Below are 26,580 nucleotides of genomic sequence, written 5' to 3'. Positions count from 1 at the left end.
CAAATTATCCTTTTTTGACGGCATCAAATTTGCAGGCGGTGAAGCACTGGCCGCACTTGATACACTTCGATTGGTCGATGACATGAAGTTTTTTCACTTCACCGGCGATGCAGGAAACCGGGCAGCGCCGCGCGCAGGCGGTACAGCCGACACATTTTTCTGCGTCAATGCTGTAGGTGAGCATCTCTTTACATTTGCCCGCCGCACACTTCTTATCGACGATATGCGCACGGTATTCCTCTTCGAAATATTTCATGGTCGACATGAACGGATTGGGCGCAGTCTGGCCAAGTCCGCAGAGCGATGCCTTGCGCATGGCATGGCCGATATCTTTCAGTTTCTGGAGATCGTCTAATTGACCTTTACCTTTGCTGATCCGGTCGAGGATGTTGTAGCAGGTACGCCCGCCGATGCGGCACGGGGCGCATTTGCCGCAGGATTCATCCACCGTAAATTCCAGATAGAATTTGGTGACGTCGATCATGCAATCGTCTTCGTCCATGATGATCATCCCGCCGGAGCCCATCATGGAGCCGATAGCTTGCAGGCTCTCGTAGTCGATCGGGGTGTCGAGGAACTCGGGGGTGATACAGCCGCCGGACGGGCCGCCGGTTTGCGCGGCTTTAAACTGTCTGCCGCTGGCAATGCCGCCGCAGATGTTATAGATGATTTCGCGCAAGGTTGTTCCCATCGGCACTTCAATGAGGCCGGAATTTTTAATTTTTCCGGTCACCGCAAAAACCTTGGTTCCCTTGGATGTTTCCGTGCCGATGCGGCTGAACCATTTGCTGCCCTTGAGCAGAACAATCGGAATGGCGGCGTAGGTTTCAACGTTGTTGATGACGGTCGGTTTACCCCACAGGCCTTTGACGGCCGGGAAGGGAGGGCGCGGTACCGGCATGCCGCGGTTGCCTTCAATTGAAGTCAGCAGAGCGGTTTCTTCGCCGCAGACAAATGCGCCCGCGCCGAGGCGCAGTTCGATGTCGAACGAAAATTCAGTGCCGAGAATTTTTTCTCCGAGCAGTCCGCATTGCTTGGCTTGAGCGATGGCGGTGTTCAGCCGTTCGATCGCCAGCGGATATTCCGCGCGAATGTAAATGAATCCTTTGCTCGCACCGACGGTGTATCCGGCGATGGCCATCGCCTCGAGGACGGAGTGGGGGTCGCCTTCCAGGACACTGCGATCCATGTAGGCACCGGGATCGCCTTCATCGGCGTTACAGACGATATATTTCTGATCGGCCGGGGTGTTTTTGGTGAACTGCCATTTGCGGCCGGTCGGGAAACCGGCACCGCCGCGCCCGCGCAGGCCGGAGTCGGTGATCTCTTTCACGACATCATCGGGAGTCATGTCAAACAAGGCTTTTTCGAGCGCGGCGTAGCCGTCGCGGGCAATATATTCGTCAATGATCTCCGGATTGATGACGGCGCAGTTGCGCAGGACGATGCGGGTTTGTTTTAACGGGGAAGCACTTTGGTTGAAGATATCGGCGGCGGGCTGCTCGTAAACATTTTCAGTCAGCGGCTTGCCGCCCGCCAGATGTTCGACGGCTATGCGTTCCGCCAATGCGGCGTCCACATTGCCATAAACAGTTGAAGAGCCGTTCGCATTTTTTACTTCCACGGTCGGTTCGGAAAAACAAAGGCCGAGACAGCCGGTTTTCTTCAAAACGACGTTTTTCAGTTTTTTATCCGCAATCGCTTTTTCCAGTGTCTGGAAAGCCGCTTTGGCGCCGGCGGCGATTCCGCAGGTTCCCATGCCGACCAGAACCGTTGTGCCGGCTTGGGCTGCATGGAGGCCACTACGGTGAGATTTCAGAGTATCGCGTGTAAACTTCATAATTATTTTCCTCTAAATTTTGCCAGAATGGTTTTGAGCTGCGCGGTTTTTACACTGCCGAAGACTTCACCGTTGACCGTCATGACCGGAGCCAGTCCGCAACATCCGATACAACGGACGGCTTCCATCGAGAACTCACCGTCCGGCGTAACGGCATTGAGGCCGACGCCGAGCTGACGTTCCAGATCGAGAATGATGTCTTCGCCGCCCTTGAGATAGCAGGCTGTGCCCATGCAGACCGAGATTTGGTTGCGACCGGGCTTTGTGAGTTTGAAGAGATGATAGAATGTGACGACGCCGTAGATTTTTGCCACAGGCACGTCCAGCAGATCGGCCACTTCGAAAGCGATTTCACGCGGGATATAACCAAAATGCTCCTGCACTTTGTGCAGCACCATAATCAGGTTGCCCTGCTTGTTTTTCCACTCATTGATAAAGCTGATCAGTTCAGCAGTTAGTTTGTTCTCAGACATGTGTTCCTCCAAAATTGAAGCCGAAAGGGTACTCACTAATTAAAAGGGTACAACTAAATTTTGTGATAAAAAGTTATTTTATAGCCAATATCTATAATAATATTGACATTAATACTGATGGAATACTAAAAATATGTGAATTAAATAACAAAACATGGAGATGGATCATGAAAACTCAAACCGCAGTCATTGAGCGTATTCTGAAATACCGTGATGTCATGCAAAAAATGAAAGGTCTCGGCTTCGTCCGGGTCTTTTCCGACAACTTGGCCGATTCTGTGGGTGTCTCGCCCTCACTGGTTCGCAAAGATTTTTCCGTATTCGGCCTTACCGGAAATAAGCGCGGCGGATATCAAATCGAAGAGCTGATCGGACGGCTTAACGTCATTCTTGGCAAAGACCGCAAACAGAAAATTATTATTATCGGCTGCGGGAAAATGGGTCGGGCACTGATGAACTATAACGGGTTTCCGAGGGTTGGAATCCGCGTTGCTGCCGGATTCGACAGCGATCCATCCGTTTTAGATGAAGCCGCGCCGATTCCGATTCTGCATATCAGTAAGATCAAAGATTTCATTGCCGAAAAAAATATTCAGGTGGCCGCGCTGACAGTACCCGAGTCATCAGCGCAGTCCATTATTGATTCGTTGAAAAAAACCTGCATCAAAGGTGTTATCAATTTTGCGCCGCTCTCGCTGCGCAGTTCGGAAAATTTCATTATTCAAAACATCAACGTTGAACAGGAAATTGAAAATATTTTTTATCAGATACACTTTTCCGAAAGTTCCGAACCTTCCGCCGGTGCATCCCAATGAAGTCACGTATTGATTTCCACATTCACTCCTGCCTCTCACCGTGCGCCGCGCTGGAAATGTCGCCGCGCACCATCGTTGCACGTTCCCAAGCGGCCGGGATCGATTGCATCGCACTCACCGACCACGGCTGTACCGAAAATCTTCCCGCCTTTCACGATGCCTGCGCCGAGGCCGGAATGGCCTGTCTGTACGGACTGGAAGTCTCCACATCCGAAGAAGTTCACGTTCTCTGCCTCTTTGACGACCTGAACCGTGCGCTTGATTTTGGACGTATGATCTACAGTCATCTGCCTGACATCCCTACTGATTCAAAACTTTTCGGCGACCAGCCTGTTGTAACGGTTGACGAAACGGTAACGCGCTTCGCTGAAAAACTCCTGAACACCGGAACCGACATTTCATTTTTCGATCTGGTGCCGATGGCGCTAAAAGCCGGTGCGCTCTGCATTCCATCTCATATCGATCGAGAAATGTGCGGCGCTATTTCGCATTTGGGATTTCTTCCTGATTTACCGTACGACGCCGTCGAAGTCGTCGGCGCAATTGATTCTGAAATCGCCCGCCGCTGGTTCGTTGTCCGGTTTTCTGATTCACATTATCCGGATCAGATCGCCCGCCGGTTCACCGAAATCGAAACCGAAGCCTTCACCGTTCCAGCGCTACGCGCCGCGTTTCAAAAATTGCTCCGGAAGTAAAATCCCAACCAAAGGTTAAAAGATAGGACCGGTACCTTTCACTCCGGTTCTTCATTTGTATGAAGCGGAAGATCGTTTTACTGTGACATCTGAAAACCCATTAGACTCAAGAAGCCCTCTGACGACGTTTTCAGGAGTCGTATTTTTGGGGCCGAGAAAGACATCATGGATCGCGTTTAATTCTAACTTTTGCAGAGGAAATTCACGGTATGGCACGATCTTTTTTCTGACCACACGGAATTCGCACTCAGTATCTATTTTTCCTATATGGAAGAGATGAGAAAGCAATCGCCACTCACTCTCTTCGGAAAATGCAGAGGTTTTAAATGAAAAGATTACGCCGAACAGATCTAGGCTTTTAAGATGTAAGTCAGCCAGTGCCAGTGCGATTTGTCCTTCCTCTTGAGCAATATCCTCAGCCGATCTTGGAAATATAATCGTACCGTGGTTTGGGATGTTAAAGGCTCCGCGGTTTATGCGCTCAATCATCTCTTTGAATATAGGGGTTATGAGTTTTTTTTGAGTTTCGCGGTCATACGTAACTTGATCTAAAAAGAACCCGTCCTTCCTTTTATCTTTGTAAGCAGCGGGCAGCCGAGTTAGATATTTTTTAGAGAACCCGATTGATACGCCACTGGCATCGTCTGCATATCCTCGCCACTGGCTTAACAAATCTCCTTTTTCGGAAAAACAAAACCCGAGGCCGTCAAACATGCTTTCAAACTGAATTATATTTTCTTGAAGTCGTTGTGCCTTGGCTTGGTCTAAACCATTTTCTTTTGCCAGCTCGGTGATTAAGCCGGAAACCAGCCTGCCTTCCATGGAGTCATTTGATAGCAGAAGGGACGATAGGCGAATTGAGTGGTTGCTGACTATCGAGTGGAACGCTTCATTTGAGCAGTAGTGATAAAGTATGTCGGAATTCACTTTTTCATCCTTTTTTTGTCATTCATTTTGCCGAACATCGGCGGGACAGGCCGTTTTTAGCAGGATCGCGGGCAGGTGGCGGGGGCGCGGTGCGTTCGGGTTTATTTCTGCATTCGGCCAAAGGTCAATCGGCCTTTGGTGTGTACGTTGGTCAAGTTTTTGCTCCAGGCCGGCGGCGGGCCACTATAAAAATGGTCTGAGTTATTCGCCGGCTGGAATCCGCCCCGTATCATGCGCTCGGCGTACAAGTGGCAATCTGTCCAAGCTTGGAGCTCGCCGGAATAGCTGAGCGCCTGGACGTTGGGGTGTATGAAGTCGTCCGGCACTGTCGCGCGGTACCCGGAAAACTGGCCCGATCTTGCGATAATGTCCACGTATCTCGATGTCTCATAGCGTGCGCGGTTATGAATAACGCTCGCTACTGCCTCTATGGCGGGGCGGCCGTCTTCGTGCGCCTCATTCCAAAGGCAAAACGCTATGGTCTCCAACTCCTCGCGCGCTCCGTCGGTTAGCGTCCAAAGTCCAACGCCTGGCCATTGTACCGGCGGCTCGCATACGTGGGGCGCTGGGTTGGGCGGTATGCGGTTAAACGCGGTTATATCGTAGGCAAGTTGTCGCGCATCGGGTTGCTGTGCGCCGCTGGGCAAAGCCAGAAGCACAAGCGCGGTGGGCAGAATGAATCCGTAACACGTTGCCCGGATTGCTCTTAAACGTGAGTAGTTTAATCGTTCCATCCTTTGGTGAATAGGTACATAGCAGATTAAAGAGTTTCGGCGCAGGATATTTTTTGCGTGGCGTTTTTGTGTGTTTATCATATCAAAGTCCCCTGTCGTTTCTGTCCCCAGTGTCAGTCTATTATTTCTTTATTTCCGTTTCAAAAAACGCCAGCGGAATGGGTGATTTTTAGCAGGTTACCCCGGCGCTGGCCTTGCCCCCGACTTCGTCCGGCCCGCCGAGCAACGAATGCAGGCGCTTACGGTCGGTCGCGAAAATCAAACCGTCGTGGCGCAGGAGTACCGAGATATCGTGCTCAGCTCCGATCGCCTGTTTAAGCCATTGGGATGCGATCATTCGCTCTCTTTTCCGCCGAGGGTATTGTGCGCTCACGGCGGACGAGCCGGATAGCCGCCATCGTGCGTTTATACGTCACCTTGGTGCGTTCTTCCTTGGCGGCGAGTTCGGCGTCGCTAAGTTTGCGGTGGACGTAGACCTGCTGCGCCACGGCGGTGCAGGTCGGGCATTGGAAGTAAGCCGATCCCAGTCCATTAAAGCGCTGGATTAACTCGTCGCCGTGCTTGGGGCATGTCTGGGCGGGGTCACTCATGGATACCACCTATGGACTGTGGATGCTCGCGTAGGGCATGCAATAGATCGTCGCTGGCGATGTCGGACTCCTTGATCACGGGTCGGAATGTTTGTTTCATCATTTAGTTTCCAAAAACGCTTGCGGCACGGGATGTTTTTAACAGGTTGGCGGGAGGGGAATCAAGTGCGGCGGGTGATAAAGTCACCAGGGTCAGTCCGCCTAATTCGTTATTTTATTCAAAACTGCGGAGCAGTTTGATTTCATCGGCCCAGATGGATGGATCGGGAGTTTCCAGAATCAATGGAATACCGTTAAACCGTTCGTCCGTCATCAGGAATCGGAAGCAGTCGATGCCGATGAATCCTTTGCCAAGGCATTCGTGGCGGTCAACCCGTGTTCCGATATCCTTCTTGGAATCGTTGATGTGCATTCCTTTCAGGTATTGGAAGCCGACGGTTTTACCGAATTCCTCAAATGTCGCCGCGAAAGTTTTTTCAGTGCGCAGGTCGTAACCCGCCGCGAAGGTGTGGCAGGTATCAATGCAGACGCCGACGCGCGTTTTGTCATGAACCTGTGCGATCATTTCCGCGAGCTGGTCGAAGCGGTAGCCCATGTTCGTGCCTTGCCCAGCTGTATTTTCAATCACGGCGGTGACGCCTTTGGTTTGTGCCAGCGCCAGATTGATCGACTCAGCGATGAGCGCAATGCATTCGCTTTCCGAACATTTCCCCAAATGACTTCCCGGATGAAAATTGAGCCGGTCAAGTCCGAGCTGTTCACAGCGCTGCATTTCATCCAGAAACGCGGCGCGTGATTTTTCCAGTCCTTCGGTTTCGGGATGGCCGAGGTTAATGAGATAGCTGTCGTGCGGAAGAATCTGTGCGGCGGAAAAGGTGCCTGCACAATTTTTATTGAAGGCCTGAATGCTTTCGCTGGAAAGCGGTGCGGCAGCCCACTGTTTTTGGTTTTTGGTAAACAGCGCGAACGCATTCGCGCCGATCGCTTTGGCGTTGAGCGGGGCGTTTTCCACTCCGCCGCTTGCGCTGACATGGGCTCCGATTGATTTCATAGGCGGCAGTTTATAGGAAAAATCAACTGCTCCAACCACTGAGTGGTAAAAAGGCGGATAATTTTATGAAATCCGGCTTTGGTGATACGGATTTTTAGCGTATAACGCACCGCAAGTTTTGGTGCTCACATTTTCAAATTATGAGGGGGACGATCATGCGGAAATGCGTATCAGCAGTTACCATAAGCACGCTTCTTAGCGTACTGTTCATAGCGGTTGCTACCGCATCTGAGTCGCAGACTCAGTTTCCGTCGCCGGGAACCGGACGGTACGACTGGCCGCAGCATGGCGGTACAATTTTCCGCAACGCGGTTTCGGATACAAAAGGACTTCCCGATTCATTCGAGGTCGGCAGTGAACAGAATCCTCGGAAAAACATCAAATGGGTGGCACCGATCGGGGCGAAAAGTATGGGAGTACCTGTCATTGCGAACGGGAAAGTGTATCTGGCGGCAGATGCAAAAGATGGAAGTCCGAAATACCCCCTGATTCCGAAACGCGGAGCACTTTACTGCTTCGATGAAAAAACAGGCGAGATGCTGTGGCAATTCATTGGGAAAGAAAAAGGTGTCACCTCTGGGCAGTTTGGACTGACCACAGCGCCTGTGGTAGAAAGCAACCGTCTTTATCTGTGCGGCGGAAACCTGCAGTTTTTCTGTCTGACGACGGATGGTCTTTTCGGTACCAATGCAGGGCCTTTTGTTAATGAGGCGTTAATCTACGGGATCGAACCGCCCCAAACGCTCGACAAAACGGATGCCGATGTGGTCTGGATGTTTGATATTGAAGAGAACATTTCCAACGTTCACTACCACAATGCGTACGCCTTTGCTCCGCTTGTTTACGGCGATTATGTCTATGCCACAACCGGTAATTGCGGATGGGATAAAAAGGAATTCGAAAAGCTCCCGCGTCCGCGTTTTAACGAAGAGACCCCCAGCCTGATGGTGCTGAATAAAAAGACCGGGAAACTGATTGCAGTTGATAACGAAAAGATGAGCCGAAATATAATTCACGGACAGTGGGGTACGCCATCAGTCGGCATGGTGAATGGCAAGGCACAGATACTTTTTGGCGGCTGTGACGGCAAGGTATATGCATTTGATCCCGCGCCGAAAAAATGGTTTTGGGAGAAAACAGGTACGCTCAAGGCAATCTGGTCGTTTGATCCTAATTTTTACCTTAAGGGTAGCCGCCGGTTTGAAATCTACGGGGCTCCCGTGTGTAACAGCAACCGCGTCTTTGTTTCGCTGAGCGAGGATTGGACCCATCCGAAAGAAGACGGAATTATCGTCTGCATCGATGCAACGAAAAAGGGTGATATCACCGAAACCGGAAAAATATGGGAATGCCGCGGCGTCGGCCTGATCAACGGCGCGGTTTCCATTTCAAAGGGGCTTTTATACGCAGCAGACCTTTACGGGAAAGTCCATTGCATCGACGAAGGCACCGGAGAGTTGTACTGGACGTTTGATACTCAGTTCCAGATACGGGCAGGTACGTTGGTGGCGGACGGGAAAATATTTGTAGGCAACGGACGGGGCGAGTTTTTCATCTTCAAAGAAGGAAAAGATATGGAACTGCTCCACAGTACGAAGCTGAACGGGCAGATTAACGGGCTATGCTCTGCGGCTAACGGGTGCCTGTATATTGTTGCCGGCGAAAATCTGTACGCGATTCAAAAAGATGCTGACAGAAAACAGGTCGCTCCATAGTTGTTTTTAGGAGTTTTCTGCCAAATTGGCTGAATCCGGCTTTTATCCCCGAAATCTTTCGTGTACACTGCCAACGCTTTTTGGCATCCATCTGTAAAACGGGGGGTATCTGATGACGGAGAATGCAACGTGTTGTGCCTGTTCGGAGTCATTGACCGAAGAGGAAATGGTTTTGCAGCTCACGGAGATTCTCGACGAATACCGCGATAAGCCGGGCGGATTAATTCCTGCCCTGCAAATCGCGCAAGGTCGGTTCGGATACCTTTCGGAAGGTGTGCTGAAAAAGATCAGCTCTGATTTCAATAAGCCCTACAGCGAAGTGGCCGGTGTGGTCAGTTTCTATTCCTTCTTCTCCACCGTGCCGCGCGGAAAATTTGTCGTTCGCGCCTGCCTCGGCACGGCCTGCTATGTGCGCGGCGGCAAAGAGGTTCTCTCTGCTCTCAAAAAACAACTCGGTATTGATGTCGGCCAGACCACCGAAGACAGACTCTTTTCGCTCGATGTCGGTCGCTGCTTCGGTGCCTGCGGCCTCGCTCCGGTCATTATGGTGAACGACGACGTCCATCAGCGCGTGAAGCCGTCGAAAGTCGGCGAACTGCTGAAAGCTTATGCCGCCGGTGAGAAAGGAGACGCCCAATGATCGCGCCCGCTAAAAAAACGATTTCATCCGTCAAGGAACTGCGCAAAATTCCGCAGGAACATACTGCACCCAAAGGCGTAAAACAGATTCTGGTTTGCGCAGGCGGAGGATGCCTCGCTTCCGGATCCGACAAAGTCATCGCGGCACTGCGTGACGAAGTGCTCAAACAGAAACTAGCCGGCAAAGTCAACGTGACCGCCGTCGGCTGTATGGGACTCTGCGCCGAAGGACCGGTCATGCTGATGGTTGACGACATGACATTCTATCAGCGCGTCAAACCCGAAGACGCCGCCGAAATTATTAAGGCACACGCTGTCGGCGGAAAAATAATCGACCGGCTCGTCGCCCGTGACGCCAAAGGCGGCGCGGCCGTTGCCAACATCAACGACATCGATTTCTTCAAGAAGCAGACCAAAATCGTTTTGCGCAACTGCGGACGGATTGATCCAGAAAGTATTGATGATGCTCTCAACGTCGGTGTCTATCAGGCGCTTGGCAAAGTGCTCGACGGCATGAGTGCCGATGATGTGATCAGCGAGATGAAAGTCTCCGGACTGCGCGGACGCGGCGGTGCGGGCTTCCCGACCTGGATGAAATGGAATTTCACCCGCCAGACTCCGTCCGATCAGCGCTATATGCTGTGCAACGCCGACGAAGGCGATCCCGGCGCTTACATGGATCGCAGTGTTCTCGAAGGCGATCCGCATAGTTTGATCGAAGGGATGATTATCGGCGCATACGCCATCGGCGCATCGCAAGGTTATGTTTATGTGCGCGCCGAATATCCGCTGGCTGTCGCCCGGTTGCAGAAAGCGATTGATGACGCCAACGCCCACGGACTGCTTGGTAACAACATTCTCGGCAGCGGCTTTTCGTTCGATCTCGAAATCCGTATGGGGTCCGGCGCGTTTGTCTGCGGCGAAGAAACCGCGCTGATGGCTTCCATCGAAGGCAAGCGCGGCGAACCGCGTCCGCGTCCGCCGTTTCCGGCGCAAAAAGGGCTGTGGGGCAAGCCGACGGTTTTAAATAACGTAGAAACTTTTGCTAACGTGCCAGCCATTATCGGCAAGGGCGCACAGTGGTACGCTTCGTTCGGAACCGAAAAGAGCAAAGGCACCAAAGTGTTTGCGCTGGCTGGTGCGGTTCGTAACACCGGTTTGGTCGAAGTTCCGGTCGGCACGCCGCTCGGCGAACTGATCTACGATATCGGCGGCGGCATCGTGAACAACAAGCCGTTCAAAGCCGCCCAGCTCGGCGGCCCGTCCGGCGGCTGTATTCCGCGTCAGCATTTGAATGTACCGCTCGATTACGAATCGCTCAGCGAACTCGGCGCCATCATGGGTTCAGGCGGATTGATCGTCATGGACGATGATGCCTGCATGGTGGACGTCGCCCGTTTCTTCATCGAATTTGTGCAGGAGGAATCCTGCGGCAAATGCGTGCCATGCCGTGTCGGCACCAAACGGATGCTCGAAATCCTGACGCGCATCTGCGACGGGCAGGGGCGCATGGATGACATTGACCGGTTGATCGAACTCGGCGAGTTCATCAAGCAGGGCTCACTTTGCGGACTGGGGCAGACCGCGCCCAATCCGGTGCTTTCGACCATCCGCCACTTCCGCGAAGAATATGTCGAACATATCCGCGATCGCCACTGCCGTGCGGGCGTCTGCGCCTCGCTGGTGCGCGCGCCGTGCCAGAGCGCCTGTCCGGCTGGAGTGGATATTCCCGGCTTTGTTTCGCTGGTCGGCGAAAAGCGCTACGACGAAGCACTCAAACTTCATCGCAGCCGTAATCCGTTTGCCAGCGTTTGCGCCCGCGTCTGCTTCCATACCTGTGAAGATAAATGCCGCCGCGCCTCGCTCGATAATTCCGTTTCTATCCGCGGCGTGAAACGCTTCATGGTGGATCAGGAAAAAGAACTGCAGATGCCGGAAGTCCGCGCCAACGGGGCAAACGCGAAAAAGAAAATCGCAATCATCGGCGGCGGCCCGGCTGGTATTTCGTGCGCCTTTTTCCTCGCCCGCCTCGGCTATAAACCGGTCGTCTTTGAAAAAGAGGCCCGCCCCGGCGGCATGCTGGTTCAGGCCATTCCGGCCTACCGCCTGCCGCGTGAAACGCTCGCTCGCGAAATCCGCCTTGTTGAAAACATGGGCGTAAAAATAAAAACCGGCAAAACGCTCGGCAAAGATTTCACCATCCAAAGTTTGAAAGACGATGGATACGAGGCTGTTTTTGTCGCCATCGGCGCGCCGGAAGGAATCCGCGTTGAACTGCCGGGCAGTGACGCAAAAGGCGTGGCGGATGCCATGGCGTTTCTGCGCGAGTACAACATTCGCGGCTCGGTGCCGGTCGGCAAAAAGGTTGTTGTGATCGGCGGCGGTAACGCCGCGATTGACGCCGCGCGCACCGCGATCCGCCTTGGCGCGGATTCGGTGACGGTGCTGTATCGCCGCACCCGCGAAGAAATGCCTGCTTACGCCGAAGAGATTGAAGAAGCACTTCAGGAAGGCGTAACGATTGAAGCGCTGACGGCACCGGAAGAAATCGTCGCTGCCAAAGGCAAAATCACTGGCGTGAAATGTCTTCACATGCATCTGGGCGAATTCGACCGTTCCGGTCGTCGCCGCCCCGAAGCGGGCAAGGACGAAAGTTTCGTTGTCGCAGCCGATCAGGTCATTATGGCAGTCGGCCAAGCACTCGACGGTTCGGTATTCGGCGGGGCACTGGCACTTGATGAACGCGGATGGATTAAAGCCGATCCGGTTACCGGAAAAACTTCTCTAGAAGGTGTTTTTGCCGGTGGCGATTCCGTGACCGGGCCGATGTCGGTGGTTCACGCGATCGGCGACGGCGAACGTGCGGCGGTCGGCATAGATCAACTTCTGAGCGGCGGGAAGCATGCCTTTTGGCGCGCTGAGCAGGAAAACACCACCAACTACGACCCTGATTCCGAGCCGGTGCCGTATCCGCGAGAGAAACTGCGGATGATGCCGGTTGATAAACGGCGCAGTAACTTTGATGAAGTGGAGCAGTCGTGGAATGAATCCGAAGCGGTTCGGCAGGCCCGGCGCTGTTTGCGTTGTGACTATGGAAAATGCACGGCATGTAATGAGGAGGCCTCCAATGTATAAACTGACGATCAACGGAAAATCCATTGAAGCGCCGGATGGTGCGACCATTCTGGAAACAGCGCGCCGTGCCGGAATTCGAATTCCGACACTCTGCTTTCTTGAGAAGCGCGAGCCGATCGGTGCCTGCCGTGTCTGTCTGGTCGAAATTGCCGGTGCGCGTACGCTGATGGCGGCCTGCTCGACGCCGGTAGCGAACGGAATGGATATTAAAACCAACAGTCCGCGTGTCCGCGCCGCACGCCGACAGGTGGTCGAATTGCTTCTTTCCGAACACAACGGCAACTGTCCGGTCTGTGACCGCAATCAGGACTGTGAGTTGCAGGCGCTGGCCTCCGAGCTGGGAATTCGCGAAATCGCCTACGAAGGTGAAAAAGCTAAAGCCCGTATCGACAACAGCACACCGGCGCTGGTTCGTGACAACTCCAAGTGCATCAAGTGCCGCCGTTGTGTCACCGTCTGTTCGCAGGTGCAGGGCGTCGGTGCACTGCATCCGCAGGGACGCGGCTTCGATACCGTGATCGGCCCGGCCTTCACGCTGAATCTGGATGGCGTGGCGTGCGTGCAATGCGGACAGTGCGCCGCCGTTTGTCCGGTGGGTGCTATTTCTGAAAAGAGCCATGTGGAAGCGGTCTGGAAAGAACTCGAAAATCCGAAGAAAACAGTCGTTGTGCAGACGGCACCGGCTATTCGCGCCGCGCTCGGCGAATGCTTCGGTTGCGAACCGGGCACCCGCGTCACCGGTAAGATGGTTAGCGCATTGCGCGCACTTGGCTTCAACGGCGTGTTCGATACGAACTTCACTGCCGACCTCACCATCATGGAAGAGGGCACCGAACTGCTGACGCGTTTAAAAAAAGCGCTGGTGGACGGCGAAAAAGTTCCGTTACCGATGTTTACCAGCTGTTCGCCCGGCTGGATTAACTTCGCGGAATATTATTATCCCGAATTTCTGCCGAATCTTTCGACCTGCAAATCGCCGCAGCAGATGTTCGGCGCGGTCGCCAAGACCTATTATGCACAGAAGATCGGCGTGAAGCCGGAGGATATGGTGGTCGTTTCCGTCATGCCGTGCACGGCCAAGAAGTTTGAGAGCCAGCGTGAAGAGATGGATGATAGCGGTGTCCGCGATGTGGATTATGTACTCACCACGCGCGAACTGGGCCGGATGATTAAAGAGGCCGGGATTGACTTCATGTCGCTCGAAGACGAAAAAATGGATGCCCCGCTTGGACTCGGCTCCGGCGCGGCGGATATTTTTGCCAACACCGGCGGCGTCATGGAAGCGGCCTTGCGGACGGCTTACGAAATCGTCACCGGACGCACGTTGCCGATGGAAAATCTGCACGTCAAGCCGGTCGCCGGACTCGAAGGAATCAAAGAAGCTTCTGTCGTTATAACCGGCACTGTTCCGGCGTGGTCGTTCCTCGAAGGTGTTGAAGTGAAGCTGGCGGTCGCCCACGGACTGGCCAATGTCCGCCGGTTGCTTGAAAGCATTAAGCGCGGCGAAAAGAGCTATCACTTCATCGAAGTCATGACCTGTCCCGGCGGGTGTATCGGCGGCGGCGGACAGCCGCGATTGACGGATGACTCGGTGCGCATGAAGCGTATCGGTGCCATCTATGCCGAAGACGAAGGCAAGGCGCTGCGCAAATCGCACGAAAACGAAGCCGTCCAGCAGCTCTATAAAGAATTCCTTGGCGCGCCGCTCGGCGAAAAATCGCATCACCTGCTGCACACGAAGTATAAGCACAAACCGGCGCTGTAGAGATTCGCCGCCCAAAAAGAGCCCCTGCCGGAAATGGTGGGGGTTTTTTATTGGGATTTTTAACCACGGAATACACAGAAAGCACGGAAGTTTCCAAGCTTTGGAAGAGTTGGTCGGATTTTTTACAAGATTTGGAATGCGGACCTCCGACATCTGACCGCTGATCCCTGTCTTTAACGCTTCCTGCCCTTTGAACAATCCGGTAAAAGTCATCAAGTTTTTCGCGCCGCCGTGTTGAGTTGGAAGCGCCGCAACGCCTTCGGCACCACAGCCATGATAGGGAAGGTTGATGTGATGAAAATTACCATGTGATCAGTGAAGGAGGTCTGAAATGAGCAATAGTCTTGAAGTAGATTTCTTAGCGGTTGGGAATGGAGAAAAAAGCGGAGATGCCATTGCTGTCCGATGGGGCGATTTTTCAGATGCCAGCAAACAATATGTTGCAGTGATAGACGGCGGAACTACAGAGTCTGGCGATGCGCTGGTAAAGCTGATTAAGGAAACATACAAAACAACCTTTGTGAACTTAGTCATCTGCACTCATCCCGATGGTGATCACTCGTCAGGATTGCGTGTTGTATTAAACGAACTTGGCGTTGGTGGGTTGTGGATGCATCAGCCTTGGGATCGTTCGGATGAAATTCTACACATGTTTAAAGACGGTAGAATAACAAATGACAGTTTAGAGGAGCGACTTAGACAGGCTTACAACTTTGCTCATGAGCTACAAGAAATCGCTGAAGAAAAAAATATTCCTATAGAAGAACCTTTCGCCGGAAAAGTCGTCACCGGCGGCGGAGCTAAAATAACGATACTTGGGCCAAGCGAAGGCACCTATGTTTCACTGATTCCTAGTTTTGCAAAAAGTCCCGAAGCAAAATCGGCCACAGAAACCTTTTCAGCGGGGCTTAGAGAAGCCGTTAATTGGGTGAAGGAAGCGTTGCATATTGAAACGTTGGATGAATCCGGAGAGACGTCTGCTGAAAATAATTCAAGTGTTGTTACGCTATTAGAGTTTGACGGGGAGCGCATTCTGCTAACAGGCGATGCCGGGATTCCCGCCATGAAAAATGCGATCTATCACGCAGATCAAAAGAGCATCAGTCTTGAGAAAATAAGCTTATTCCAAGTGCCCCATCATGGGAGTAAGAGAAACATATCCCCATCTATATTGAATAGAATCAAAGCCAGTGTAGCTTTTATATCTGCGGCAAAAGAATCAGAAAAGCACCCTGCGAAGAAAGTGGTAAATGCTTGTATCCGGCGAAACATGAAAGTCTATTCGACCAAGGGACAAAGCCTACGCCAGCCGTATAAGGCGCCAGAAAGAGCAGGCTACTCTACAGCGCAAGAGATGAGCTTCTCTGAGATGGTTGAAGAATAAGGAGGCGGTTATGAGTGAGTTGATCAGCAAGTTGTCATCGTACAATTTGTTCAACTATTTGCTTCCGGGAATAGTGTTCGTGGTGTTGCTCCGCAAAGTAACGGGGTACAACATGATTCAAGAAAACATCCTTGTGGGTGCATTTTTTTACTATTTCGTTGGAATGTTGATCAGTCGTGTTGGTTCGCTTTTTGTTGAGCCGGTTTTTAAATGGATCAAATTTCTCCGATTCGCGCCATACAAGGCTTTTGTCAAAGCCGCTGCCGCCGACCAAAAAATCGAAGTACTGTCTGAGGTGAACAACACCTACCGGACTTTAGTTGCGATGTTTGTACTGCTGCTTTTTAGCATGGTACTTAACTCCATAGAGACAAAATGGAACTGGTTTACCACTCACAAATATCTGCTTGGACTGGTTGGCCTGCTGGTGCTGTTTATTTACTCCTATCGAAAGCAGACGAACTACATTCGGAGCCGGGTCGAAGCCATTTTAAATAAGGAATAGAAATAACCGAAACCGGGGTCACTCCTAACCTCGTAATTTTTGGCGGGGCGATTCGGTGTATCGCTGAACAGGGGATGATCTGACGATGAGGCAAGCTGAGGATATTGTGTGGAGCACCATTACGGAGAGTGCCAAACGGCGGTTTGACTACACCGGTTTTAAAAATCATTTGAACGGCGATGAGCGGGTCGCCGAATACATCCTGTTCCAAATCATCACGGGGTACGCCGAGGAACTTTCCCTTGCGGAGTTTTTGTCAAAGTTACGCGAGGAGTTGCGGCTGTTCGGCTATTCGTTTTCGTCGGCAGAGCTGGATGAATTTTTGGCGGATAAAAAAGAGATCCTGAACGCAGAGATCATCGCGGCGAAAGAGGCCTTGTCCGGATTTGCTCAGGGGAAAGACGCGCCCGGTTTGTTGGTTCAGATTCAGCGTCTGCTTCGGTGATTTTCCAAACCATTGAAACTTCTTAGCGCCTTGGCGGCTTTGCGCGAGAATTTTTAAACGATTGGAAAAGTAATCGTCCGGCTTCCAACCCTTGAGAGAATCCGCTAAAACTCCCTGCAATCGAGGAGGATATTATGGATAAGCATATTGTTGTCGGAGTTCATATTACGGAGCGGGTGAAGCACGCAGGTGAAATCCAGAAGGTATTTACGGAGTTCGGCTGTCAGATCCGTACGCGGCTCGGCCTGCACGAAGCCGGTAAGGGTGCCTGTTCTCCTAACGGACTGATCCTGCTCGACATGGTGGATGATGACGCCAAGGTTGCCGCTTTCAAAAAGAAGCTCACGGCCATCGACGGGGTCGAAGTTCAGTCGATGGTTTTCGATCATGCTTAAGGACTGGAAAAAAGCAGAACGGTGGCTGATTCCTCTGCTGGTACTGACGGGAGTTGCGTTTCGCTTTGTGCAGCTTCCGTTTTCCTGTGTTTGGCTGGACGAGGCCTTTTCCATCAAACTGGCCAAGGGGTCGCTGTTGCAGATTGTCCAGACGCTCAGTTCAGATAACGGCAGTCCGCTTTTTTATTTTCTGCTGCACGGCTGGATGCGGCTGTTCGGCGATGGCGAATATGTGCTGACTGCGCTGACGGTACTGCTGGACTGCGCAGTGCTGGCAGTGATCCCGTTTCTTTTGCGCGAACTCTTTTCCGATTCGCGTATCCGGATTGCCGGAACGGCCTGCGCGGCGTTCTGCCTGCCGTGTCTGCATCAGGCGACCAATCTGCGTTACTATTCGCTGATGGTGCTGTGCACGGTGCTGGCCTGGCTTTTTTTCTACCGGGCGATGCGGCGCGGAACAATGCGCGACGGAATGCTGTTTGTGCTTTTTTCGGTAGCCGGTTTTTACACGCACACGTTTTATCTGTTTGTGCCGCTCTCGCAGTTTTTTGTGCTGGCGATATTCTACCGCCGCCGTCTGCGCGCCGGATTTATGGTCTCGCTCTTTTTGCTGGCCGGCGCGGTGCTTTGGCTGCCGTCGCTGGCATTGCAGGCGGCGGGATACCTCAGTGGTTCGACACCGGAAACGGTTCCGGAGCTGGAGCGGTACCATGGTGCCATCGGCGCCTATCTGCTCAGTATTTCCAGCCAGATGCTGGCGATTGACGGGATGAAGCTGCTACGCATGGGCGTTGCGCTGATCCTATGGCTGTTCGTTATCTTTCAGCTCCTGCGGCGTAAAAACAATTCAACCGACGACCGGCACGCGCGCGAACTGTTTGTGGCGCATTTTCTGTCAATCGGACTGATCGTGCTGATCTCGCTGTTCCGTCCGGTTTTCTGGCTTGATAAGATGGATTTAATCGGACTGCCGCTGGTCTGTGCGCTGACTGGTTATGCCGTTTCAAAACTTCGTTTCCCGGCGGCGGTGCTGGCATTGCTGATCGCGGTGAATTTAGCCGGTGCGGCGCGTTACACCGGCTGGCGGATGTCCGGGAAGCTGACGGAACAGCGCGACGTGATTGCCCGCCTAGGAACAGAAATCTCTTCTGCTGATGCGGTGGTTGAGACCGGCATCAGTCATTTCACCGCGGAATACTATTTCGGTCAGATGAAAATCCAAACCGGCCCGCGCTATGTTTTTCCGGAAATTCAGATGACGCGGCCTTCCTGTATCGACCCGAAAAAACTGCTGGATGATCAGCAGGATCTGGCGCAGGAAGCTTCCGTGCTGGTGCAAAAACTGAAACATGTGTCGGGTCGGGTTTATGTTTTCCACAGCCCGTATGAGGGTCTGGCACCGCTTTACAGCCGTCTTAATGAGGCGCTTGTGCTGGAACGGATTCTTCCGGTTCGACAGCACCCGTGGGGGCCGGTTTATACGCAGGTGGATGTCTATCGCCGGCGCTGAAATTGCTATTCGTCCACATGCAGGACGCGACGCTCGCCGGAAAATTCCACGACGACATCGGTTTCGTGCACTTCACGAACGGTCACTTCGCTGACCGTTCTGCCGACGGTGAGCATTTTTCCATTGATGATCGCGATACGCTGGCTGCCGCTGGAGGCGATACCGGTCAGTTTCAATCCGGGCCACGCCGGTTTGATTTCCGGAACCGGCTCTTCTTTTTTTACCGGTTCGACAACTATTTCAACCTTTACCGTCTCAACGGCTTGAACCGGCGGTGTAACCGGAGCAGAAGCTTCAATTACCGGCGCCGGTGCGACAACCGGTTCAGAAACAGCAGGGGCAGCAACAGGGTGCGTTTTTTTTCCAATCAGCGGCAGATTCAGCGGCTTTTGTTTTATCAGATAGAGGCTGTAACCGATTGGTGCGGCAAGGAATACGGCGAGTAAAATCAGCAGGAGAAAGACCTGCGGCATTTTCGGGCCTTTTTCACCGGACGGGGGGGTGACTGGCGAATGAATATCAGGAACCGGAGTTTCTTCCAATTTCCGTCTCAGTGCATCTTGAATCAAACTCATTGTGAATCTCCCTGAAATCCAATTAATGATGCAAGCTCTGTCAGAGCCGTTGCGATATCCTGAGTCGTGACCTGATGATCTTTGCGGACGTAGGCCGAAAGAAGTGAACGGTCGCAGATGGTGTTGATCTGGCGAGGAATCCCGCCTGCTCGACCGTGAATCTGCTCAATCGAAGCACCGTGGAATATGCCGCCGGGGTCAGCCGCTCCGGCAACTTTCAGGCGATGCTGGATATAGAGAGCGGTTTCAACCACGCTGAGCGGTTCGAGGTCGCAGTGCACCATAACGCGCTGACGGAGCTGGCGCAGGCCGGGCTGACGCATCCGCTCTTTGAGTTCCGGCTGGCCGGAAAGGATAATCTGCATGAGTTTGTGCTGATCCGTTTCCAGATTGGAGAGCATTCGCACCTGCTCCATCAGTTGCGGGTCGAGATTCTGGGACTCATCGATAATGACGGCGACATTTTCGCCTTTTTCCAGGCATTGGAGCAGGAAGCGGTTTAGCTGGGTGATGTGTACCAGTTTGTCGCCGCCTTTCGGCTCAATATTCAGGTCGAGAAGGATGGATCGGACAAGCTGGGCGGCCGTAATTGAAGGGTTGAGAATGAACGCCGAGTGAGTGGTGCCGGGCAGGTTATTCAGTACCGAGCGGCAGATGGTGGTTTTTCCGCAGCCGACTTCGCCGGTGAGGACAATAAACCCTTTGCGGTGCTCAACACCGTAGAGCAGGGAGTCGAAGGCTTCGCGGTGGCGTTCAGAAAAGAAAAGGAACCGCGGATCAGGCGTCACGTTGAACGGAAATTCTTTAAGCTGGAAAAAGTCTAGGTACATCGGCGGCCCATTATAAGGAAATGGTTGAGCGCCGCTTCAAAATTCTGCTGAAATTTTTCGACGGTGTATTCATTGCGCACTCTGGTTTGCAGAGCGGGCAGTTCCTCTTTCCAGTCTTTTACAACGTATTTGATGACATCGGCCAGCGCAGTACTGTTCCCGTGTTCAAAGGTCCAGCTGGCGGGAAGCAAATCTTTCATGCCGTCGCGGGCACTGCCGATAACCGGCGTACCGCAGGCGAGCGCTTCGAGCATGACAAGCGGGACGCCTTCGAAACGCGACGGAATAATCAAAAGATCAAGCGCACTGTAAACAATGGAACTGTCGGATTGCCACGGGAGCAGGGTGACTTGTTTATGCAGACCCAGTTCGCCGATCAGCGCTTCGAGCCGTCCGCGGTCGGGGCCGTCGCCAATGATGACTAAATGCATCGACGGACTGTTTTGGAAATGATCGAAAAATGTGCGGACAAGGAAGGTCTGCTGTTTCTGGTTGAATTCAATGCGACCGATTGTGCCAAGGATGGTTTTTTCCAGCGGAAGTCCAAGCGCCGCACGTGCGGCGGTTTTGTCACGCGGCGTGAAGCGTTTCATATTAATGCCGTTATGAACCACTTCGATCGGTGCAGTTGCGCCGCGTTCTTCAAGCAGTGCTTTCATCGAGCCGCTGATGGTGATCCATCCATCCGGTTTTTTGAAAAGGTACGCATTCAGCATGTCGCGCACTGCGCCGAGTTTTGCACCCATGAGTGCCATGCGGTGCGGAACAGGAATATAGCTGATACACGGCGCGGCCATTTTTTCTGCGGCGCATAAGGCAAGGGATCCGTCTTCGATTTCTCCCTGTACACAGAGAAGCACATCTGGATTTTTGGCTTCGAGCCGTTCGCGCAGGGCGCCAATCGTTTTTACGGCGAAACGATTGCGTAATCCCTGCAGCTTTCGGGTGGTGAACGGTGTTTCGCAGATTTCAAGGTTGCCGGTACCGGTCTGGATTTCCTTGAGTCGCTTGTTGAGCCGAATGTTCGTCGGGCTGCAAAAGAATGTCGGTTGCCATGCAGCGGATTTAGCGAGCCCTTCAACAGCGAGACAGGCCATAATCTGATGTCCGCCGTAATCGGGGTTGTCGTCGTAGCAGACAATTTTTTTACGGTCGGTCATGGCGTTTATCAGACTGTTCGTGAACGGGCCAGACGGCGGGCGTCACGTTCCGCACGGCGGGTATCGCGGTCGATGTACCAGGCGGCAACAACCATAGCGATTAATATCTGATTGAACATATAGATGGACGTCTGGCGGTACGAGAGCTGGAGCATGTTCTGAATATGGCCGATCATACTGGCGGCGGTGGCCGAAGCGGCTATTGCGTAAATCAGGGCGGTGCGGCGGCGGAACAGGAATGGCAGGCCGATGGAGTAGAAGCGGAGCCAGAAAAAGATAAAAGCCAGCAGGCCGGGGACACCCAGTTCGCCGAGAGTGAGATACCAGAGATTGTGCGCCGGAGTTCCGTATTCGTTGAGACCGACAGCCCGTCCGTATTTCAGCCAGGAGTAGGTGGAAAAGTTTCCGAGGCCGACGCCAAAAAGATGGTCACGTGACATCAGGCGGGCTTCCTCATTATAAAGCCCGCGGTATTCAATGTCGGAAACGGCGTCCTGCTGCACAAGGAAACGGGCCGAGAGCGTGTCGGCTGCCCTAAAGAAAAGTCCGAGAACGACAAGGGCGCCGATAAACAGAATGGTGAAGTTTTTCAGATTGAGATAGCGGTGAAAGAGCGATGAAACATCCAGCCAGAGTCCCAGCACCAGCGAGGAAAGCGCGCCGCGCGAAATGGTCAGCAGAACACAAATGATCGAGGCGGCCGTGGCGATGGCGAAGGTTCCGCTGGAGAAAAAAGTGGTCCGGAAAAGAGCGACACCAAACATGAGCGTGCCCATCATTCCCATGAACGTACCCAGACTGTTCGGATGGCCGAGCGTTGAGGAAATTCGATGGTGTCCCCGGATGTAGCGGCTGATCAGCGCTTCGATTGTAATAACAAAAGCGACGACAAGCAGGGCGCCGAGCAGGGTGCGGAACTGCTCTTCATCCCGCAGGAAGTTGACAATCACCAGATAGGCAAAACCGCCGCGAACGATTTTACTAAGCTCGAACAGCGGATAGAGGCTGGTTTCAAATTTGGTGTAGAATTCATAGCCGCCGGCCGTATTCGCGGCATAAACGTCACCCGGTACTGGGATGCTTCCGGGAGCCTGTATCCAGGAAAATACGGCGAATAAAATATAGATTCCGTAAGCGATGGTTAGCGGCGGAAACCAGCGGAAGCGGTGTCCGCGGGGCTGCAGCACCATAATGAAAAAAAGTGCAATCGTGCACATGTCAAACAGCCCCAGTTCGAATCCTCGGGTGGCCATACGGTAGGACTCGCGTGACATGAAGTTGATTGAAAATGTTTCCGGATAGCACAGTGCGAAGCACATCAGAAACATTAATACTTTCCGGAACGGGCGGACGGCCAGACCGGTCAGGATCAGCGCAGGTATCCCGAGTAGAAACGCAGTAGAAAAGAGTAGTAGTTTCGGATCCATAAAACGCGGGCAGTCTAGCGGAAGAAATCTGCGCCGACAACGGCTTTCAGCGCAGACTTAGCTGCGAACCTCTTTTTTCGGAAAACGGGCGCGAAAGCGGACAAACCACGGTTTCTTTTCCATCCAGTTGCTAAACCGTCCCGAACAGCGCATGAAGCAGAGGACCGCTGCAAGGAAGAACGGAATCTGCGGAACTACGGGAAGCATCAGGCCGATTATCCCCAGAAGTACGAAAATTAAACCTGCCGCCAGCCATAGTCCCCGATGGATGGTTTTGATCACGGACAGCGTCCGGGGAAGTTGAGTCCGAGCATTGGATCAAAACCGAACATCAGGTTCATGTTCTGAAGCGCATTACCGGCCTGACCTTTCATCAGGTTGTCAATGTGCGAGATTACCCGTAACCGGTTATTCCTTTCATCCACATCCACGATCAGGTTGCAGAAGTTGGTTCCGCTGACCTGCGCGGTGCCGATGTTGGCCTTATTATCGAAAATCCGTACGAACGGCTTGTCGGCATAGAACGCTTTGTAGGCTTCCATCAGCTGTTTTGCGCTCATGGTTTCGTTCAGATTGGCATAAAGACAGGAAAGAATTCCCCGGCAGAGAGGCAGAACCTGCGCCGTCATGGTGATCCGGATGGTTTCGCCCGCCAGCGCGCTCAGTTCCTGCTCGATTTCAACCATGTGCTGGTGTCCGGCCAGCTTGTAGGCGTTGATCTGCTCGTACCGCGCCGGATAATGGAATGTAGCCGCCGGTTTTTTGCCTGCGCCGGAGACGCCGGTTTTGCAGTCACAGATGACACTCTTCGGATCAATCAGTTTTCCAGCCGCCGCCGGTGCAAGGCCGAGGATACAGCTCACAGCGAAGCATCCGGGATTACCGGCCAGTTTTTGCTTTTTGCCGAACGGGTGCAGTTCGGAAAGTCCGTACACCGTTTGCGGAAGCAGTTCCGGTGCGGCATGGACAGGATTTTTTCCGATGAACGTCGCGTAAGCGCTGTATTTTTCCGGCGTGGTAAACCGGAAGTCGCCGCTGTAGTCCACCACATGCGCGCCTTTGGCCAGTTCAGCGGCGGCCGTCTGCATACCGACTCCGTCCGGCGTGGAGAAAAATACCGCGTCATAGGCTTCCTGCGCCTTCGGGTCGTCCGGCGTCCGGATCAGTTCGTCGCAAAAGCCTTTCAGGTGGGGATAAAGATCGCTCATCTTCATACCGGTTTCGGTGGCCGCCACCAGACAGTCAATTTTGAACTCGGGATGCTGCAGAAGCAGTTCTGTGATTCCTACTCCGCCGTACCCGCCCGCACCGACAACTTTTACACTCTTCATTTTGAAATCTCCGCTCGCCTTGGTTGCGATTCCCGCTAATATAAACACTGCGGTTGCAGTGCCAAGAACTAAAGAGAGGGGACAGCGGTTGAAAATCGGCATCATATCCGATACGCACGGTCAGGTGGATTTGGCTTTGGCCGCCGCCCGCGAATTTATCTTCCGCGGGATTGAGGCGGTTGTCCACTGCGGCGATGTCGGCTCCGAAATGGTTCTCACCGAGATGGCCGCACTTTTTCAGGAAATCGATATTCCGCTTTACGTCGTGCTTGGCAACACCGACAGCCACACCGACCTCCGGTTTTTTCCTGACAACATCGGTGTCAACCTGCTTGGACGTTTCGGCGAATTGAATTTGGCCGGACGGAAAATTGCCATGCTGCACAGCGACGATGAACAGCGGCTTTTTGAAACGGTCGAATCCCAGAACTATGACTACGTTTTATTCGGCCACACCCACGTCTGCCACGACAAAAAACATGCCCGGACGCGCATGGTGAATCCGGGTGCCGCCGGACGGGGAATGCATCCGTCCTGCGCCGTCCTTGACCTCATTGATGACGCCGTCACCTTTTTCAGTATCCGCCGGAACGAATAGACTGGAGAACCCCAATGAAAAGCCCGCCGAAAGCCTATGAGAATATCCCGTTTTTATGCAGCGAACATTGCCGTCCGGTGCGGCTTCAGCTCGAATATCTTCATCCGGAAGTGATGATGGAAAAAGAGAAGATTAAATCCACGATTGTGCTTTTCGGCAGTGCGCGGATTCCGGCGCCGGAAGATGCGAACGCATGTGAAAACCTGAAGCTGGCCGAGCTGACGCCGTTCTATGAAGAAGCGCGTAAACTGGCGCGGATCGTCAGTACCACCTGCCAGACCAACCGTAAGTGTGAATACGTCATCATCACCGGCGGCGGCGGTGGCGTTATGGAGGCTGGTAATCGCGGTGCCAAAGAGGTCGGCTGCAAATCCGTTTCGCTTAACATCACCCTGCCGCACGAACAGGAGCCTAACCCATATGTCACCGAAGAGCTTTGTTTCCAGTTCCACTATTTCAGCATGCGGAAAATGCATTTCCTTCTGCGCGCCAAAGCAGTTTGTATTTTCCCCGGCGGCTTTGGCACGTTTGATGAACTGTTCGAAGCGCTGACCCTGATTCAAACCGGTAAGATTCCGCCGATGCCGGTGATTCTTTTCGGCACCGAACATTGGAAACGGATCGTGGACTGGGATTACATGGCCGAATATGGACTCATCGGCCCGACCGATCTTGATCTGCTCACCTTCTGCGACACCGCCGAAGCGGCGTGGAAAGCCATCACTGCATTTTATGCTTCAGCAAGTTGATCAGCTCTTCTTTTGATATTCCGGCAACCAGAACGGCTTTGTTCCGTCCGGTTTCGCCGGAGGCGATGGAGAACTGTGAGCGGGGAATGTCCAAAGCATCACTGAGGAAGCGGATGAGCGCCGCATTGGCTTTGCCTTCGACCGGCGGTGCCTGTAAGCGGACTTTCAGGGCGTCGCCGTGAATCCCCTGAATCTCGTTTTTCGAGGCGCGCGGCACCGCCCGGACGGGCAGCAGCACTCCTTTAGATGTTTCTCGAATCCAGTCCATATCAATAAGCAATATTCAATGCTCAACAACCCAATGTCCAATGCCAATTTCTCAACTCCAGTTGAATTATCCGCGTGCATCCGTGTTCATCCGCGGTTAGATTCCATCGCACAATTTGAACAGGAGTAGTGAATGGCCGCAAAGATTTTAGACGGTAAAGCGATTGCGCAGGATATCCGCGCCGAACTTAAAGCCCGTGTGGCGGAACTGAAGAAGCAGGGAATTGTGCCCGGCCTCGGCGTTCTGCTGGTGGGAGACGACCCGGCATCGCGTTCTTACGTGACGGCCAAAGAAAAAGCCTGCGAAGAGACCGGTCTGTATTCCCGCGAGATCAAACTGCCTGCCACCGCTTCGCATAAAGAAATTCTGGATGTGGTTAAAGCGTTCAACGCCGACAAGCAGATCGACGGGATTCTTGTTCAGCTTCCGCTGCCGGATTCCTCAATGGAACAGTCGGTGATTGAAGCGATTGATCCGAACAAAGACGTGGACGGATTTCATCCGGTTAACGTGGGCCGTATGATGCTTGGCTTGCCAGCGTTTCTTCCCTGCACGCCGCACGGCGTTCTCCAAATTCTAAAACGCTCCGGCATCAAAACGTCCGGTGCGCATGTGGTGGTGATCGGTCGGAGCAATATCGTGGGCCGTCCGCTGGTTAATCTGCTCAGCCAGAAGAGCGAGCTGGGCGACGCGACCGTGACGATGTGCCACACCCGCACAAAGAATATGGCGGAACTGACCCGTCAGGCCGACATTATCGTCGCCGCTGTCGGACGTCCGAACACGGTAACCGCCGACATGGTGAAGCCCGGCGCAGTCGTGATTGATGTCGGCGTCAACCGCGTGACGGATGCCACGGCGAAAGCCGGATTCCGCCTGAAAGGCGACGTGGATTATGCCGCCGTGTCTGAAAAGGCCTCGGCCATTACGCCGGTGCCGGGCGGCGTCGGCCCGATGACGATTACCATGCTTTTGGCGAACACGGTTGAATCGGCCATTCGCCGTCATGGGGCAAAGTAAACTT

Annotated in this window: 28 protein-coding genes; 14 read left to right on the top strand and 14 right to left on the bottom strand. The window is 53.2% G+C overall.

All coding sequences use genetic code 11. The features are described from left to right. Positions 1–4: 4 nt before the first annotated feature. On the bottom strand, positions 5–1,840 hold the full coding sequence (locus HOO88_05510) for a 4Fe-4S binding protein (GenBank protein ID NOU36206.1): 1,836 nt from the start codon (positions 1,838–1,840) through the stop codon (positions 5–7). Positions 1,841–1,842: 2 nt separating this feature from the next. Then, positions 1,843–2,313: an NAD(P)H-dependent oxidoreductase subunit E gene (locus HOO88_05505; protein NOU36205.1), complete on the bottom strand. Its 471-nt coding sequence runs from the start codon at positions 2,311–2,313 to the stop codon at positions 1,843–1,845. A gap of 167 nt (positions 2,314–2,480) precedes the next feature. Between HOO88_05505 and HOO88_05500 the strand changes: the two genes are divergently transcribed. Then, positions 2,481–3,128 (top strand): redox-sensing transcriptional repressor Rex, encoded by a 648-nt coding sequence (locus HOO88_05500; protein NOU36204.1) that lies wholly within the window; start codon positions 2,481–2,483, stop codon positions 3,126–3,128. Beyond that, positions 3,125–3,823: a PHP domain-containing protein gene (locus tag HOO88_05495; GenBank protein ID NOU36203.1), complete on the top strand. Its 699-nt coding sequence runs from the start codon at positions 3,125–3,127 to the stop codon at positions 3,821–3,823. The genes HOO88_05500 and HOO88_05495 overlap by 4 nt, the downstream gene beginning before the upstream one ends. Before the next feature lie 51 nt (positions 3,824–3,874). On the opposite strand, the gene HOO88_05490 is transcribed toward HOO88_05495, so the two are convergent. The 5 genes from HOO88_05490 to nfo all read right to left on the bottom strand — a co-directional run bounded on the left by HOO88_05490 (position 3,875) and on the right by nfo (position 7,125). Further along, positions 3,875–4,750, bottom strand: coding sequence for a DUF2971 domain-containing protein (locus tag HOO88_05490; protein ID NOU36202.1), 876 nt, complete (start codon positions 4,748–4,750; stop codon positions 3,875–3,877). A gap of 101 nt (positions 4,751–4,851) precedes the next feature. Next, entirely contained in the window at positions 4,852–5,565 is a 714-nt protein-coding gene (locus HOO88_05485; GenBank protein NOU36201.1) for a hypothetical protein, read from the bottom strand. Between the two features lie 88 nt (positions 5,566–5,653). Further along, positions 5,654–5,821: a hypothetical protein gene (locus tag HOO88_05480; protein ID NOU36200.1), complete on the bottom strand. Its 168-nt coding sequence runs from the start codon at positions 5,819–5,821 to the stop codon at positions 5,654–5,656. Further along, complete coding sequence (locus tag HOO88_05475) at positions 5,799–6,074, bottom strand: hypothetical protein (GenBank protein NOU36199.1); 276 nt, start codon at positions 6,072–6,074, stop codon at positions 5,799–5,801. The genes HOO88_05480 and HOO88_05475 overlap by 23 nt, the downstream gene beginning before the upstream one ends. A gap of 214 nt (positions 6,075–6,288) precedes the next feature. Beyond that, entirely contained in the window at positions 6,289–7,125 is an 837-nt protein-coding gene (gene nfo / locus HOO88_05470; GenBank protein ID NOU36198.1) for a deoxyribonuclease IV, read from the bottom strand. A 155-nt stretch (positions 7,126–7,280) separates the two neighbouring features. Between nfo and HOO88_05465 the strand changes: the two genes are divergently transcribed. From HOO88_05465 to HOO88_05425, 9 genes are all read left to right on the top strand, one after another. Further along, entirely contained in the window at positions 7,281–8,840 is a 1,560-nt protein-coding gene (locus tag HOO88_05465) for a PQQ-binding-like beta-propeller repeat protein (GenBank protein ID NOU36197.1), read from the top strand. A gap of 112 nt (positions 8,841–8,952) precedes the next feature. Next, positions 8,953–9,480, top strand: coding sequence for an NAD(P)H-dependent oxidoreductase subunit E (locus HOO88_05460; GenBank protein ID NOU36196.1), 528 nt, complete (start codon positions 8,953–8,955; stop codon positions 9,478–9,480). Beyond that, a complete protein-coding gene (gene nuoF, locus HOO88_05455; GenBank protein ID NOU36195.1) occupies positions 9,477–12,614 on the top strand; it encodes an NADH-quinone oxidoreductase subunit NuoF in 3,138 nt (1,045 codons plus the stop codon). The genes HOO88_05460 and nuoF overlap by 4 nt, the downstream gene beginning before the upstream one ends. Beyond that, entirely contained in the window at positions 12,607–14,379 is a 1,773-nt protein-coding gene (locus HOO88_05450) for a 2Fe-2S iron-sulfur cluster binding domain-containing protein (protein NOU36194.1), read from the top strand. Before nuoF ends, HOO88_05450 begins: the two co-directional genes overlap by 8 nt. Before the next feature lie 331 nt (positions 14,380–14,710). Further along, positions 14,711–15,763, top strand: a complete 1,053-nt coding sequence (locus HOO88_05445) for a hypothetical protein (protein NOU36193.1) — start codon at positions 14,711–14,713, stop codon at positions 15,761–15,763. A 10-nt stretch (positions 15,764–15,773) separates the two neighbouring features. Then, the gene (locus tag HOO88_05440) at positions 15,774–16,268 is read left to right on the top strand and encodes a hypothetical protein (protein ID NOU36192.1); all 495 of its coding nucleotides are present in this window, start codon (positions 15,774–15,776) and stop codon (positions 16,266–16,268) included. A gap of 85 nt (positions 16,269–16,353) precedes the next feature. Then, positions 16,354–16,713 (top strand): hypothetical protein, encoded by a 360-nt coding sequence (locus HOO88_05435; GenBank protein NOU36191.1) that lies wholly within the window; start codon positions 16,354–16,356, stop codon positions 16,711–16,713. A gap of 134 nt (positions 16,714–16,847) precedes the next feature. After that, entirely contained in the window at positions 16,848–17,108 is a 261-nt protein-coding gene (locus HOO88_05430) for a hypothetical protein (protein ID NOU36190.1), read from the top strand. Further along, positions 17,101–18,618 carry a hypothetical protein gene (locus HOO88_05425; protein ID NOU36189.1) on the top strand — a complete coding sequence of 506 codons (1,518 nt, stop codon included), beginning with the start codon at positions 17,101–17,103 and terminating at the stop codon, positions 18,616–18,618. The genes HOO88_05430 and HOO88_05425 overlap by 8 nt, the downstream gene beginning before the upstream one ends. Positions 18,619–18,623: 5 nt before the next feature. On the opposite strand, the gene HOO88_05420 is transcribed toward HOO88_05425, so the two are convergent. The 6 genes from HOO88_05420 to HOO88_05395 are packed head-to-tail and all read right to left on the bottom strand — an operon-like array spanning position 18,624 to position 23,941. Then, on the bottom strand, positions 18,624–19,193 hold the full coding sequence (locus HOO88_05420; protein NOU36188.1) for a GspB domain-containing protein: 570 nt from the start codon (positions 19,191–19,193) through the stop codon (positions 18,624–18,626). Beyond that, positions 19,190–20,023, bottom strand: coding sequence for an AAA family ATPase (locus HOO88_05415; GenBank protein NOU36187.1), 834 nt, complete (start codon positions 20,021–20,023; stop codon positions 19,190–19,192). Before HOO88_05415 ends, HOO88_05420 begins: the two co-directional genes overlap by 4 nt. Further along, positions 20,014–21,183, bottom strand: a complete 1,170-nt coding sequence (locus HOO88_05410) for a glycosyltransferase family 4 protein (GenBank protein NOU36186.1) — start codon at positions 21,181–21,183, stop codon at positions 20,014–20,016. The genes HOO88_05415 and HOO88_05410 overlap by 10 nt, the downstream gene beginning before the upstream one ends. An 8-nt stretch (positions 21,184–21,191) precedes the next feature. After that, positions 21,192–22,610: a hypothetical protein gene (locus tag HOO88_05405; protein NOU36185.1), complete on the bottom strand. Its 1,419-nt coding sequence runs from the start codon at positions 22,608–22,610 to the stop codon at positions 21,192–21,194. 57 nt (positions 22,611–22,667) lie between these two features. After that, on the bottom strand, positions 22,668–22,892 hold the full coding sequence (locus HOO88_05400) for a DUF454 family protein (protein ID NOU36184.1): 225 nt from the start codon (positions 22,890–22,892) through the stop codon (positions 22,668–22,670). After that, entirely contained in the window at positions 22,889–23,941 is a 1,053-nt protein-coding gene (locus HOO88_05395; protein ID NOU36183.1) for an N-acetyl-gamma-glutamyl-phosphate reductase, read from the bottom strand. The genes HOO88_05400 and HOO88_05395 overlap by 4 nt, the downstream gene beginning before the upstream one ends. 88 nt (positions 23,942–24,029) lie before the next feature. Between HOO88_05395 and HOO88_05390 the strand changes: the two genes are divergently transcribed. Together HOO88_05390 and HOO88_05385 are read left to right on the top strand one after the other, a co-directional pair. After that, positions 24,030–24,539 carry a YfcE family phosphodiesterase gene (locus HOO88_05390; GenBank protein NOU36182.1) on the top strand — a complete coding sequence of 170 codons (510 nt, stop codon included), beginning with the start codon at positions 24,030–24,032 and terminating at the stop codon, positions 24,537–24,539. Between the two features lie 14 nt (positions 24,540–24,553). Next, on the top strand, positions 24,554–25,288 hold the full coding sequence (locus HOO88_05385) for an LOG family protein (GenBank protein NOU36181.1): 735 nt from the start codon (positions 24,554–24,556) through the stop codon (positions 25,286–25,288). Here the strand turns inward: HOO88_05385 and HOO88_05380 are convergent. Beyond that, positions 25,260–25,556 carry a YggU family protein gene (locus HOO88_05380; protein ID NOU36180.1) on the bottom strand — a complete coding sequence of 99 codons (297 nt, stop codon included), beginning with the start codon at positions 25,554–25,556 and terminating at the stop codon, positions 25,260–25,262. The genes HOO88_05385 and HOO88_05380 overlap by 29 nt on opposite strands. Positions 25,557–25,688: 132 nt before the next feature. Between HOO88_05380 and folD the strand changes: the two genes are divergently transcribed. Further along, positions 25,689–26,576, top strand: a complete 888-nt coding sequence (gene folD / locus HOO88_05375) for a bifunctional methylenetetrahydrofolate dehydrogenase/methenyltetrahydrofolate cyclohydrolase FolD (GenBank protein ID NOU36179.1) — start codon at positions 25,689–25,691, stop codon at positions 26,574–26,576. Positions 26,577–26,580 lie beyond the last annotated feature (4 nt).

The sequence above is a fragment of the Kiritimatiellaceae bacterium genome, from assembly GCA_013141415.1.
Taxonomy (GTDB): Bacteria; Verrucomicrobiota; Kiritimatiellia; order Kiritimatiellales; family Tichowtungiaceae; genus Tichowtungia.
This window is presented reverse-complemented; position numbering and strand designations above follow the sequence as displayed.